Here is a 12,850-nt window from a genome sequence, read left to right on the forward strand (position 1 = left end):
CTTGCATGTGTTAAGCACGCCGCCAGCGTTCGTCCTGAGCCAGGATCAAACTCTCCGTAGATGAATTTGAACCGGCTGAGAACCGAGAGCTAGCACTCTCGATATCAATCAACCAAAGGAATCCCAGCCGAGCTCCGAAGAACCCGACACGGGGTATTACTTGGCACTGACTTTCGGCACGCTGTTGAGTTCTCAAAGAGCGGACGCGCAGAAACTCGACCCTCGCGGGCTCCGCATCTGGCTGGATGTCCAACACTACGCCGGTTTCCAGGACCCGCCACAGCGGGGCACCTGGTCCGGCGGACCTTCCGGTCCGCGCGGCGCATGGAGAACAGTACACGAGCCCGGAGGGGGTCTGCAGGGGGGTCCCCGGCCCCGTCCAGAGGCTCGCGCCGAGCTTGCGAGGAGTGAGGGGGACGGGGTGTTTCTCAGGCGACGCCGGTGGGGCGGAACTGGACGCTGATCCGAGGGCCGACCGGCTTCGCCGTCTTGGGGATGCAGTGCTCCCACGTGCGCTGGCAGGAACCGCCCATGACCACCAGGTCGCCGTGCCCCAGCGGGAAGCGCAGGCTCTGACCGCCCCGCGCCGGGCGGAGCAGCAGTGGACGCGGGGAGCCGAAGGAGACGATGGCGACCATCGTGTCGGCGGTGCGGGCCCGGCCGAGGCGGTCCCCGTGCCAGGCGACGCTGTCGCGTCCGTCGCGGTACAGGCACATGCCGGCGCTGACGAACCGGTCGGCCGGTTCGACCCGGTAGTAGCGGTTGAGCGCCTCCCGCGCCTCGGCCAGCAACGGGTGCGGCAGCGTCTCGGCGCCTCCGTACCAGCGGAGCAGCCGGGGAACGGCCACCTCCCGCTCGTACATCTGGCGGCGGTCCTCCCGCCAGCCGATATCACCGAGCAGGACGTCGAGGATCTCGTCCGACCCGGTCACCCAGCCGGGCAGGTGGTCGACCCAGGCGCCGTCGCTCAGTTCGTGCCGGGTGACGGAACCGGCCAGCGGGCCCAGCGAGGCCTCCTCGGCCAGATCCCACATCGAGGGCTGGTGCGCGAGTGACATGCCGGCACGCTACTCCGAGTTTTCGCACAGGTGTGCGAAAAGCTGTGGACAGGGTCCCTCTGCCGGGGCCTGCGCCGAGCGTGCGCGGCGTGGGGAGCAGCGGGGTCCGTCTTCAGGCGGTCAGCGCCAGGGCGAACGGCAGCACCGCCGTGGCACCGGCCCGCCGCAGCTCACGGCCGGCCACGGTCATGGTCCACCGCGAGTCGGCGAGGTCGTCGACCAGCAGGACCGGGGCCGACCCGGCCTCGGCGAGGCGGTCGCGCAGGTCGGGCCCGACCACGAGCCGGTCCCACACCGCGGCCAACCGGAACGCGCTGTTGCCACCGGGCTGCCCGGTGGGCCCGCCGTGCTGGAGCGTCAGCTCCCCCAGGTAGGGCAGCCGCCCCAGCCGGGCCAGCCCCTGCGCCAGGCCGGTGACCAGCCGGGGCCGGCGCCGGGAGGGGATGGCGACGACCGCGCCGGGCCGCTCCTTCCAGTCCCAGGACGCCAGCACGCGCGCGCACGCGCGGATCAGCTCGTCGTCCGGAGGCAGGTCGGACACCGACCGCTGCACCGGCACGTCGAAGGCCGCGTCCGGATCCTCCTCGATGCTCGGCGCCTCGAGGTCGACGACGCCGCCGATGCCGTCGTCGCCCAGCAGCGTGCGCAGCCGCTGGCCCCAGCCGAGATCGGTGAGCCGGGCGACCGCCCGGCCGGGCTCGATCTGCTCACCCGGGGCGATCTTGCCCTTGACGTCCACCCCCAGCCGGTCGGCGCCGGTCGGCCACTGCGCGCGGGGGGCGAGCTCCACACCGGGCCGGTCGAGCGCCGCCGACGCGGCCTCGGCCGCGGCCTCGGGGACGTCGGCGGAGTACCAGGGGCCGGCGCAGACGTCGCAGCGACCGCACGGCGCCGCGGTCGGGTCGTCCAGTGCCTCCTGGAGGAAGGCCATCCGGCACATCGCCTCGTCGACCGGCCGCGCGTAGGCGATCATCGACCGCTGCTCGGCCTCGCGGGTCCGCGTCACGCGGGCGTACCGGTCGGCGTCGTACACCCACGGCTGCCCGGTGGAGCGCCAGCCGCCCTGGACCCGTTCCACCGCGCCGTCCACGGCGAGGACCTTCAGCAGCAGCTCGAGCCGGGAGCGGCGGACGTCGGCCACGGTCTCCAGCCGGGCCACCGACCACGCCTTCCCGTCGGCCATCGCCGTCAGCACGGCCGCGGCGTGGTCCTCGCGCGGCATCGAGGAGGTGGCGAACCACTGCCAGATCGCGAGGTCCTCGGGACCGGGGAGGAGCAGCACGTCGGCGTGCTCCACGGCGCGGCCGGCCCGGCCCACCTGCTGGTAGTAGCTGACCGGTGAAGAGGGGGCGCCCAGGTGGACGACGAAGCCGAGGTCGGGCTTGTCGAACCCCATGCCCAGCGCGGAGGTGGCCACCAGCGCCTTGACCTCGTTGGTCCGCAGCGCCTCCTCGGCGTCCTTGCGGTCGGCGTCGTCCAGGCGGCCGGTGTAGGCGCGCACCTCGTGGCCGGCGTCGCGCAGCAGCCGTGCGGTCTCCTCGGCGGCGGCGACGGTGAGCGTGTAGACGATCCCGCTGCCCGGGAGGTCGCCCACGTGGGCGGCCAGCCAGGCCAGCCGGGCGCGGTCGGACGGCAGCCGGAGCACGCCCAGCCGCAGCGAGTCCCGCGACAGCGGGCCGCGGACCGTCGTGACCCCCACGCCACCGGCGCCCAGCTGCTCGGCGACGTCGGCGACGACCCGCTCGTTGGCCGTCGCGGTGGTGGCGAGGACCGGCGTCCCCGCGGGGAGCGTGCCCAGCAGGTCGCGGATCCGGCGGTAGTCGGGGCGGAAGTCGTGCCCCCAGTCGGAGACGCAGTGCGCCTCGTCGACGACGACCAGACCGCAGCGGGCGACCAGGCCGGGCAGCTGCTCCTCGCGGAACCGCGGGTTGGTCAGCCGCTCGGGGGAGACCAGGAGCACGTCGACGTCGTCCGCGGCGAGCCGGGCGGCGATGTCGTCCCACTCCGTCATGTTCGCGCTGGAGATCTCCACCGCGCGGATGCCCGCACGGGCGGCGGCGGTGACCTGGTCGCGCATCAGCGCCAGCAGGGGGCTGACGAGCAAGGTGGGGCCCTTGCCCCGGCGGCGGAGCAGCGCGGTGGAGACGAAGTAGACCGCCGACTTGCCCCACCCGGTCCGCTGCACGACCAGCGCCCGCTCCGACCGCTCCACCAGCGCCGAGACCGCGTCGTCCTGGCCCTCCCGGAACACGGCGTCGGGACGACCGGTCAGCTCGCGGAGGACGGCGAGCGCCTCGTCGGCGATCTCGGACGGCGGCGCGGCGGTGGTCATGCCTCCGACAGTAGGCACCACGGACGACGGAACCGACCTCCCGCTACGGGCTGTGGATGTGAGGGGGAGAATCCACGCCGATGCCATCGCCGGAGGGCCTGCCGCCCGACAACCACGTCCACACCCACTGGTCCTGGGACACCGCCGACTCCGCCACGATGCGCCGGGCCTGCGAGCGCGCCGTCCAGCTCGGGCTGCCGGCCATCGCCTTCACCGAGCACCTGGACTTCACCGTCTGGGACCCCGACGACCGCGCCACCGACGAGGGGCTGGTGGAGCGGCACGCGTCCCGGCACGCCGAGATCGACGCGGCCGGCTACTTCGCCGAGCTGGAGGAGGTGCGCGACCGGTTCCCGGAGCTGCGGATCCTGTCCGGCGTCGAGACCGGCGAGCCGCACCTGTTCGCGGCCAGCGTGGCCGGCTACCTGCGCGACGCCCCGGTGGACCGGGTCCTCGGCTCGCTGCACTCGCTGTCCCGCGACGGCCTCCTCTACGGCGTCGGCCACCTGCTGTGGGACGACGCCGACGGGACGATGCGCCGCTACCTCGGCGAGCTGGTGGACATGATCGAGACCAGCGACGTCTTCCAGGTCCTCGCCCACGTCGACTTCCCGCGGCGCTACTGGCCGGGTGGCACGCACCGCTACGTGGAGAAGACGTTCGAGGAGGAGTACCGGGAGGTGTTCCGGGCGCTGGCGTCCACGGGCCGCGCCCTGGAGGTCAACACCAGCAGCCCGCTGGCCTCGGTCGACCAGGTCCGCTGGTTCCACGAGGAGGGCGGCGACGCGGTGAGCTTCGGCAGCGACGCGCACCAGCCCGGCGCCGTCGGCCAGCACTTCCGGCTCGCCGTCGACATCGTCGAGGCCGCCGGCTTCCGCCGCGGGCGGGACCCTTTCGACTTCTGGCGTCGCTGACCGGTCAGCCGTCCCCGGGAGCGGGTCCGGGCCGGCCCCACAGCCAGCCCTGGCCGTGGCCGACCCCCCCGGGCCCGGAGCGCGTCGCGCTCGCCGCCGTCTCCACGCCCGTGCCGACCCGTTCCCGCGCCGTCTCCAGCAGCCAGGTGAGCCAGGGATCGCCCAGGAGGGGTCCGAGCGGCTCGACCGTCACCGACATCGATCCCCCCGATGCACCCGCGCAGCCGGGAGTCGTCGACCGGAACCGGCTGGTGTCCCGGAATCCGTCCGGCTGCGTCGTCGATACCAGACGGAGGAGATCCGTAATGCCAGCCAGACCGATCCGGTCAACTACTTCACCGCTAAGGAATCTCCCGCTAGGGTCGGTGCCGTGACCTCTTCGCGCGCCGTGATCGCCCTGGGCGGCAACGCCATGACCGGGCCCGACGGCTCGGCGACGCCCGGGGCCCAGCGCACGGCGATGCGCGAGGCGGCCGGACACATCGCCGAGGTCGTGGCCGCCGGCATCGAGGTCGTCCTGACGCACGGCAACGGCCCGCAGGTCGGCAACCTGCTCGTCAAGAACGAGATGGCCGCGCACGTCGTCCCGCCGGTGCCGCTGGACTGGAACGTGGCGCAGACGCAGGCGACGATCGCCTTCACCCTCGCCGACGAACTCGACGCCGCGCTCGCGGCGCGGGACCTCCCCCAGCGCACCGCCGGCCTGATCACCCGCACGCTCGTCGACCCCGACGACCCGGGCTTCCGGACGCCGTCGAAGCCGGTCGGCCGCTTCCTGCCGCGCGAGGAGGCGGAACGGTTCGTCTCCCTTGGCCAGCTGTGGGAGGACCGCGGCGAGAAGGGCTGGCGCCGGGTGGTCGCCTCCCCCGAGCCGAAATCCGTCGTCGACTCCCCGGCGATCCGCGCCCTGGCCGCGGCCGGCTTCGTCGTCGTCTGCGCCGGTGGCGGGGGCATCCCGGTGACCGACGACGGCCGGGACGGCGAGGCGCTGCGCGGGGTCGAGGCCGTCATCGACAAGGACCTGACCGCCGCGATCCTGGCCGGCGAACTCGGCGCGGACACCCTGGTCATCGCGACCGACGTCCCGAACGTGATGGTCGACTTCGGGACGCCCTCCCAGCGGCCGCTCGGCCGGGTGACCGCCGCCGAGATCCACGAGCACGCCGCCGCCGGGCAGTTCGCACGCGGCAGCATGGGCCCCAAGGTGGAGGCCGCGCTGCGCTTCGTGGAGGGTGGCGACACCGCCACCGGACGGCGCCGAGCCGTCATCACCTCCCTGGACCACATCGCCGACGCCGTCCGCGGGGACGACGCCGGCACCGTACTGACAGCCTGATCCAGTCCCGACCAGACCAAGGAGAGCCAGTGCCCGCACCGATCGAGGTCCGCAAGGTCCCGCTGCACAACGTCAGTGACGCCTCCGAGCTCGCGAAGCTCATCGACGACGGCGTCATGGAGGCCGACCGGGTCGTCGCGGTCATCGGCAAGACCGAGGGCAACGGCGGGATCAACGACTACACCCGGATCATCGCCGACCGGGCGTTCCGCGAGGTGCTGCTGGAGAAGGGCACCCGCTCGCTCGACGAGGTCAAGCAGATCCCCATCGTCTGGTCCGGCGGCACCGACGGCGTCATCAGCCCGCACGCGACGGTCTTCGCCACCCTGCCCGAGGACTCGGTCGAGAAGACCGACGAGCCGCGGCTGACCGTGGGCTTCGCCATGAGCGACGTCCTGCTGCCCGAGGACATCGGCCGCGTCGCGATGGTGGAGAAGGTCGCCGAGGGCGTGAAGAAGGCGATGGCCGCCGCGGGGATCACCGACCCGGCCGACGTGCACTACGTGCAGACCAAGACGCCGCTGCTGACCATCGACACGATCCGCGACGCGCACGAGCGCGGGGAGACGACGATCCTGGAGGAGCCGCACGGCTCCATGGACATCTCCAACGGCACGACGGCGCTGGGGATCGCGGTGGCGCTCGGCGAGATCGAGATGCCGAAGCAGGAGCAGATCATGCGCGACCTCTCCCTCTACAGCGCCGTCGCGTCCTGCTCGTCCGGCGTGGAGCTGGACCGGGCCCAGATCGTCGTCGTCGGCAACGCCCGCGGGCACGGCGGCACCTACCGCGTCGGCCACTCGGTGATGAAGGACGCGCTCGACCAGGACGGCATCTGGAACGCCATCCGCGACGCCGGCCTGGAGCTGCCCGAGCGGCCGCACCACACCGACCTCGGCGACCGCCTGGTCAACGTGTTCCTCAAGTGCGAGGCCTCCCCCGACGGCAAGGTCCGCGGGCGGCGCAACGCCATGCTCGACGACTCCGACGTCTCCTGGCACCGCCAGATCAAGGCGACCGTCGGCGGCGTGACCGCGTCGGTGACCGGCGACCCGGCCGTGTTCGTGTCGGTGGCCGCGGTGCACCAGGGCCCGTCCGGCGGCGGCCCGGTCGCCGCCATCGTCACGGCCTAGCACGACACCCCCTCCGAGAGGGGACGACCGCGGGGAAGCAGCGGTCCGGACAGCGGTCCGGGCTCCTGCTTCCCCGTCGTCGTTCCCGGCCCCGGGCGACGGCCGTCCGGCACCGCAGGACACCGCACCGGCGCGCCTCCTCGGCCGTGCCGGAACGGGACCTACCGTGTTCCGGAATCCCCGCGAACCAGACGGGGCCGTTCTGCCCGGAGGAAACCGTCGTGCGTTGGTCAGGTCGGCGGGATGTCACCCCGGTCGCCCCCGACAGCGGGCCACCGACCGTGGCTCCCCGCCCCCGCGCCGCCGTCGCGGGACGGCACCAGGAGCGGGACGTCAGCCTGGAGGTGGCCGCGCAGCAGGCGGGGGTCCTCTCCCAGGCCAGCCGCGAGGTGTCGGACACCTCGCAGGAGGCCGCCGCCTCCCTCGCCGAGCTGCGCACCGCGATCGGGGAGATCTCGGCCAGCACCGTGCGGGCCTCGACCGTGGCCGAGGCGGCCGTGCGCGACGCCGAGGCCGTCGACGCCCGCATCGCCGCACTGCAGACGGCCAGCGAGGCGATCACCGACCTGGTCGACCTCATCGCCGCGATCAGCCAGCAGAGCCGGATCCTGGCGCTGAACGCCTTCGTCGAGGCGGCCCGCGCCGGTGAGGTGGGGCGCGGGTTCGCCGTCGTCGCGCAGGAGGTCAAGCAGCTGGCCGGCCGGACCGCCCAGGCGGCGGAGGACATCGGCGCCCAGGTCGCCGCCGTCCAGCAGGAGACCGGCGCCGCCGTGGACGTCATCCGCCGCATCGGCAGCACGCTGACCTCGATCGCCGACGCGCAGGACTCCATCGCCGCGGCCGTCGAGCAGCAGCGGGTGGCCACCGACCGCGTCGTCGACAACGTCGACCGGGCCGCAGGCGGCTCCGCCCGGATCACCGAGGCCGTCGCGCAGCTGGCCGAGAGCCAGCGGGTGGCCTACGTGCGCCGGGCCCTGGACGTGGCGCAGCAGGTGCTGGACGACGCCGGGGGCATCGAGCTGGGCACCGCGCGGCAGACGCTGACCGTCCGGGACCAGGCGACCTCGCGCGCCCACCCCGCGGACCTCCCCGAGCTGCTGCTGGGCGGCGTCCCGGTGGACCGCGACGACGACCCCGGGCGGCCGTCCGCGCTCGTCGACGACGTCGTGGCCCGGGTGGGCGGGAGCTGCACGCTGTTCCAGCGGCTGGACGACGCGGGCGGCATGGTGCGGGCGGCCACGAGCGTCGTCACCCCCGCGGGGCGGCGCAACGTCGGCACCTACATCGCCCGGACCGACGCCGACGGCAGCCCGAACCCGGTGCTCACCGCGGTGCACGCGGGTCGGACGTTCACCGGACCGGCCACGGTCGCCGGGCGGCCGTACTTCACCGCCTACGCCGGGCTGCACTCCCCCGCCGGCGAGCTCATCGGCATGCTCTACGTCGGCATCCCGCTGGACGCGATGCCCGCCTGACCCCTCCGCCCGCCTGGCCGGCGGCGGTGCCGCTCAGCAGCGGTAGAGCAGGAAGGCGACGTCGTCGTCCGGGGCGTCCACGAGCAGCTTCTGCCGCAGCTCCTCCGCCAGGTCCTCGGGCGGGAGGGCCCGGCCCGCCGCCAGCGCCTCGACGGCCCGGGCCATGCCCTCGTCCAGCGCCTCGCCGCGCCGCTCCACCAGGCCGTCGGTGTAGAGGAACAGGGTGGACCCGGGCGGCAGCACGACGTCGGCCTCGGGGCGCTCCAGGTCCGGGACGACGGCGAGCGGCAGCGACCCCGCCTCCTCCAGGAACCGCGCGCCACCGTCGACGTCCACCACGATCCCCGGCACGTGGCCCGCGCTGCTGTAGCGCAGCTCCCCGGTCGCGGGGTCGACCACCGCGCAGAACACGGTGCTCACCGACGCACCGGGGATGAGTGCGGCGAAGCGGTCCAGGGCCTCGAGGACGTGGGCCGGCGAGCGGCTCTCCAGCAGCAGCGCCCGTCCGGCGCTGCGCAGCTGCCCCATCACGGCGGCCGCCGACAGCCCGGTGCCGACGACGTCGCCGACGACGACCCCGTACCGGCCCTCCGGGAGGTCGATGACGTCGTACCAGTCCCCGCCGACCTCCAGCGTGCCGCTCGCCGGCTCGTAGTGGACGGCGAAACCGTCGGGCAGCGCGGTCGGCCCCAGGACGGCGCGCTGCAGCGTGACCGCCACCTCGGTGAAGAATGCGGCGCGAGCCCTGTCGACCGCCGACTGCTCGTCGGCACGGCGCCGCTCGACCTCCACGGCCCGGGCATCGGCGACGGCGGCGGCCACCTGCCCCGCGGTGAGGGAGAGGAAGGTCCGGTACTCGTCGTCGAGGCGCAGGTGCGGACTGGTGCCCAGCACCAGGGCGCCGACCGGCGTGCTCCGGCCGGCGACGACGAGCGGCAGCGCCATCGCGGTGCGCACGTCGGACTCACCGATCCCGCCGACGGTGGACAGACCCGGCAGCAGCCCGTCGAGACCGTCGAGGAGCTCCGGCCGGCCGGTCGCGACGACCCGGGCCACCGGGCCCGGGACGACACCGCCGGCCGCCTCGCCGTCGAAGGGGAGGCCGTGAGTGGCCACCATCCGCGGCACCCGGTGCTCGTCGAGGAGGTACACCAGCCCGAACGGGCAGTCCGTCCGCGCGCCGGCGAGGACGTCCAGCGCCGCGGCGGCCGCTTCGGCGGCGTTCCCGTGCACCGAGCGAGGCAGGCTGCCCAGCCGCTGGAGGACGCCCATCCGGCGTGCCGCCAGGACGCGCTGCGTGGTCTCCACGACCGTGTCGAGCAGACCGGCGATCCGCCCGCCCGGTTCCACGACCGGGCTGAAGGAGAACGAGAAGTACGTCTCCTCCACGAACCCGTACCGGGTCATCACCAGGGGGAGGTCCTCGGAGTAGGTCGCCCGGCCGGCCATGACCTCGTCGACCATCGGCTGCAGGTCGGCCCAGATGTCGGCCCAGACGGTCGGCGCCGGGCGGCCGAGCGTCGGGGTGCCGGTCGCCCAGCATGGGCGCGTACGTGTCGTTGTAGACCATCACCAGGTCCTCGCCCCACATCAGCAGGGTGGGGAACCGGCTGTTCAGGCAGGTGCTGACGGCGCCGCGCAGGGTGGGTGACCAGTCGCTCTCCGGGCCGAGCGGCGTCGCGGCCCAGTCGTGCTCGAGGACCATCCGCTGCAGCGGGCTCCGCGGGACCCCCGGAACCAGCTCTGCCAACCGCCCGTCCAGACCCCTACCCCCAGCGCCCGCACGCGGCCTCGTCGCCGGCGGCGTCGATCGAACGTGTTGTGCCCGATGATTCCATCCGCGGCCGGATCCGTCTCGTCGCGCCTCCGGAAGGACGCGTGCCCCGCAGACCGGTGGCCACCGGGGCCGAGCCCCAGTGGCCACCGGGGCCGAGCCGGCCCTGGTCAGGCGACGGTCGTCTCCAGCGTCACGGGGACGTTCCCGCGGGTCGCGTCGGAGTAGGGGCACACCTGGTGCGCGGCCTCGACGAGCTGCTCAGCAGCGGCCTGGTCCAGCCCCCCGAGCTCGACGGACAGCGCGATCTCGAGGCCGAAGCCCCCGGCGTCGTTCGGGCCGATGCCGACGTCGGCGGTGACGGCCGAGTCGGAGAAGCTGATCTTCTGCTGGCGGGCGACGGCCTTGAGCGCGGAGTGGAAGCAGGCCGCGTAGCCGGCGGCGAAGAGCTGCTCGGGGTTGCTCGCGCCACCCGCGCCGCCCATCTCCTTCGGAACGGCCAGGTCGAGGTCGATCAGGCCGTCGGAGGACCGGGTGTGGCCGTCACGGCCCTCGCCGGTGGCGGTGGCTGTGGCGGTGTAGATCGCGGGCACGGAGACCTCCAGGTGCAGGAACGTGACAGAACGGTCATTCTGCTCACCTGAGGCAACCACGAGCCATCGAGCGATGCAATACAGAACGTTCGTTCTGCTATCGTGGCGGACGTGACGCCGCCCACCCGGCCGTCCGCGGCCCGGGACCGCCTGCTCCGGAGCGCCTCGGCGACCTTCTACGCCGAGGGCATCCGCGGGGTCGGCGTCGACCGCATCGTCGCCGAGGCCGGCGTCACGCGGGCGACCTTCTATCGGCACTTCCCGAGCAAGGACGACCTGGTGGTCGCCTACCTGCGCGGGATCGACGAGGCGATCCGGGCACGGGTGGGCCAGGTGCCGGAGCAGCGGGCGGCCGCCGCCGGGCTGGTGCGCGCGCTGGCCGGCGGCATCGGCGACGAGCTGTGCACCGCCGGCTTCCGGGGCTGCCCGTTCATCAACGCCGCCGCCGAGTTCGCCGAGCCGGAGAGCCCCGTCCACCGCGCCGTCGTCGACCACCGCGCCTGGCTGGGGGGCACGGTGGCCCGCGCGTTCGCCGTCGCCGGCCGTCCCGACCCCGACGAGGCGGCCCGGCGGTTCGTGATGCTGCGCGACGGCGCGATGGTCGCCGGCTACCTCGCCGACCCCGCCACCGCGCGACGGACGCTCATCGCCGGGGTGGAGGACCTGCTCACGGGCTGACGAGCCCGCCGAACCATGCGAACTCGTGGTCATCGGGCGTGGATGGCCACGAGTTCGCATGATCGGCGCGGGGGCGGGTCACGCTCGGCGGGTGCGTCAGCGGGAGTAGTACTCCACGACCAGCTGCTCCTCGCAGATCACCGGGACCTCCTCGCGTCCCGGCGTCCGCTCGACGCGGGCCACGAGGTCGGCCAGCCGAACCTCGAGGTAGGCCGGCGGCTCGGCGTGCGCCCCCGAGGCAGCGACGAGGAACGGGTCCTTCCGCTTCGACTTCTCCGCCACCTCGAGGAAGTCGCCCGGCTTCAGCCGGTAGGAGGGGCGGTCGACCCGCTTGCCGTTGACCAGCACGTGCTGGTGGGTGACGAACTGGCGGGCCTGGTAGATGGTCCGGGCGAAGCCGGCGCGCAGGACGGTCGCATCCAGCCGCGACTCGAGGTCCTGGATCAGCGCCTCGCCGGTCTTGCCGCCCGACCGCTTCGCCCGGTCGAAGGCGGCCCGCAGCTGGGTCTCGCTGATGTCGTACTGCGCCCGGAGCCGCTGCTTCTCCTTGAGCCGGGTGGAGTAGTCGCTGTCCTTGCGCCGCTTGCGACCGTGCTCGCCCGGCGGGTACGGCCGGCGCTCGAAGTACTGCACGCACTTCGGCGTCAGCGGGATGCCCAGCGCGCGGCTGAGGCGGACCTTGGGGCGGGGAGTGTTCACGGGCACCTCTTCGCGAGCGGGCACTGTTTGGTTAGGCTCACCTTACAACTCACCGCTACTCCCCCGAGGTGGTCCCATGACGGCCGGTTCGCCCTCTTCGTCCGCGACCACCGCGCACCAGCCCCCGGTGGCCGAGCGGGCCCGCACGGTGGCCGCCCGCCCCGCGGCGTCGCTGCACTGCGCGGGTCTCGGCATCTGCCAGCTGTGGGGAGCCACGACCACCGCGCGCGGCGACGTGCTGCTCGTCGTCCCCGCGGCCGGTGAGCTCGTCACCGCCCTGGCGCGTTCCCCGCTGGGCGACGTCCCGGCCCGCCTGACGGTGACCGACCGGGCGCCGCGGCCGCTGCGCCACCCGGTGCGCGGGCTGGTGCAGCTCACCGGCTGGGTCATGCCGGTGCCGGAGGACGACGTCGCCCGGCTGGTCCTCGACTTCGCCGACGCCTACCCCTGCGACAGCCTCTTCGACGTCGGGCTGAGCGCCTCGCTGGTGCGGCTGGACCTGGCCGACGTCGTGCTGGAGGAGGCCGGCGTCTCCAGCGACGTCGAGCCGGAGGACTTCCTGGCCGCCCACCCCGACGTCGTCAGCGCCGCGGAGACCGAACTCATGACCGCGGAGAGCCGGGCGCTGGGCCGGCTCGGCGACCGGGTGCAGCAGTGGGCCGGCCGGCACGACGACGTCCGACTGCTCGGCCTGGACCGGTTCGGCGTCCGCTTCCGGGTGCAGGGCCGCACCGGCTGCTACGACCTGCGGGTGCCCTTCGGGTTCCCGCTGGACGGGCCCGCCGGCTTCCCCGCCGCCCTGGACCACCTGCTCACCTGCGGCCCCGCCTGACGCCGTGCCGAATGCGACGAACCGGT

Annotated in this window: 12 protein-coding genes and 1 rRNA gene; 6 read left to right on the plus strand and 7 right to left on the minus strand. The window is 73.9% G+C overall.

The window, feature by feature from the left end:
* The 3 genes from BM142_RS11325 to BM142_RS11335 form a co-directional block, all read right to left on the minus strand.
* Positions 1-61, minus strand: a 16S ribosomal RNA gene (locus BM142_RS11325); the annotation flags it as partial.
* Between the two features lie 367 nt (positions 62-428).
* Positions 429-1,058 (minus strand): alpha-ketoglutarate-dependent dioxygenase AlkB, encoded by a 630-nt coding sequence (locus BM142_RS11330; RefSeq protein WP_092198311.1) that lies wholly within the window; start codon positions 1,056-1,058, stop codon positions 429-431.
* Positions 1,059-1,170: 112 nt separating this feature from the next.
* Positions 1,171-3,390, minus strand: coding sequence for a RecQ family ATP-dependent DNA helicase (locus BM142_RS11335; RefSeq protein ID WP_092198314.1), 2,220 nt, complete (start codon positions 3,388-3,390; stop codon positions 1,171-1,173).
* An 80-nt stretch (positions 3,391-3,470) separates the two neighbouring features.
* Between BM142_RS11335 and BM142_RS11340 the strand changes: the two genes are divergently transcribed.
* Positions 3,471-4,304 carry a PHP domain-containing protein gene (locus BM142_RS11340; protein WP_092198316.1) on the plus strand — a complete coding sequence of 278 codons (834 nt, stop codon included), beginning with the start codon at positions 3,471-3,473 and terminating at the stop codon, positions 4,302-4,304.
* 4 nt (positions 4,305-4,308) lie between these two features.
* On the opposite strand, the gene BM142_RS11345 is transcribed toward BM142_RS11340, so the two are convergent.
* On the minus strand, positions 4,309-4,497 hold the full coding sequence (locus tag BM142_RS11345; RefSeq protein ID WP_139228861.1) for a hypothetical protein: 189 nt from the start codon (positions 4,495-4,497) through the stop codon (positions 4,309-4,311).
* A 177-nt stretch (positions 4,498-4,674) separates the two neighbouring features.
* On the opposite strand from BM142_RS11345, the gene BM142_RS11350 reads away from it, so the two are divergent.
* The 3 genes from BM142_RS11350 to BM142_RS11360 all read left to right on the plus strand — a co-directional run bounded on the left by BM142_RS11350 (position 4,675) and on the right by BM142_RS11360 (position 8,248).
* Positions 4,675-5,640 (plus strand): carbamate kinase, encoded by a 966-nt coding sequence (locus BM142_RS11350; protein WP_254790813.1) that lies wholly within the window; start codon positions 4,675-4,677, stop codon positions 5,638-5,640.
* A 29-nt stretch (positions 5,641-5,669) separates the two neighbouring features.
* Positions 5,670-6,773 carry a barbiturase gene (gene bar / locus BM142_RS11355; RefSeq protein ID WP_092198321.1) on the plus strand — a complete coding sequence of 368 codons (1,104 nt, stop codon included), beginning with the start codon at positions 5,670-5,672 and terminating at the stop codon, positions 6,771-6,773.
* A 221-nt stretch (positions 6,774-6,994) separates the two neighbouring features.
* Entirely contained in the window at positions 6,995-8,248 is a 1,254-nt protein-coding gene (locus BM142_RS11360) for a Cache 3/Cache 2 fusion domain-containing protein (protein ID WP_254790814.1), read from the plus strand.
* A 33-nt stretch (positions 8,249-8,281) separates the two neighbouring features.
* Here the strand turns inward: BM142_RS11360 and BM142_RS11365 are convergent, their stop codons facing one another.
* The gene (locus tag BM142_RS11365) at positions 8,282-9,712 is read right to left on the minus strand and encodes a PP2C family protein-serine/threonine phosphatase (protein WP_092198323.1); all 1,431 of its coding nucleotides are present in this window, start codon (positions 9,710-9,712) and stop codon (positions 8,282-8,284) included.
* Between the two features lie 480 nt (positions 9,713-10,192).
* Positions 10,193-10,615, minus strand: a complete 423-nt coding sequence (locus tag BM142_RS11370; RefSeq protein WP_092198326.1) for an organic hydroperoxide resistance protein — start codon at positions 10,613-10,615, stop codon at positions 10,193-10,195.
* A gap of 111 nt (positions 10,616-10,726) precedes the next feature.
* On the opposite strand from BM142_RS11370, the gene BM142_RS11375 reads away from it, so the two are divergent.
* Positions 10,727-11,293, plus strand: coding sequence for a TetR/AcrR family transcriptional regulator (locus BM142_RS11375; RefSeq protein WP_217640686.1), 567 nt, complete (start codon positions 10,727-10,729; stop codon positions 11,291-11,293).
* Positions 11,294-11,389: 96 nt separating this feature from the next.
* Here the strand turns inward: BM142_RS11375 and rpsD are convergent, their stop codons facing one another.
* A complete protein-coding gene (rpsD, locus tag BM142_RS11380) occupies positions 11,390-11,992 on the minus strand; it encodes a 30S ribosomal protein S4 (RefSeq protein WP_092198788.1) in 603 nt (200 codons plus the stop codon).
* 76 nt (positions 11,993-12,068) lie between these two features.
* Here rpsD and BM142_RS11385 point away from each other — a divergent pair, with 76 nt between their 5' ends.
* Positions 12,069-12,824, plus strand: a complete 756-nt coding sequence (locus BM142_RS11385) for a hypothetical protein (RefSeq protein ID WP_092198332.1) — start codon at positions 12,069-12,071, stop codon at positions 12,822-12,824.
* Positions 12,825-12,850: the final 26 nt, after the last annotated feature.

The sequence above is a fragment of the Blastococcus tunisiensis genome (genome assembly GCF_900112815.1).
GTDB lineage: Bacteria > Actinomycetota > Actinomycetes > Mycobacteriales > Geodermatophilaceae > Blastococcus_B > Blastococcus_B tunisiensis.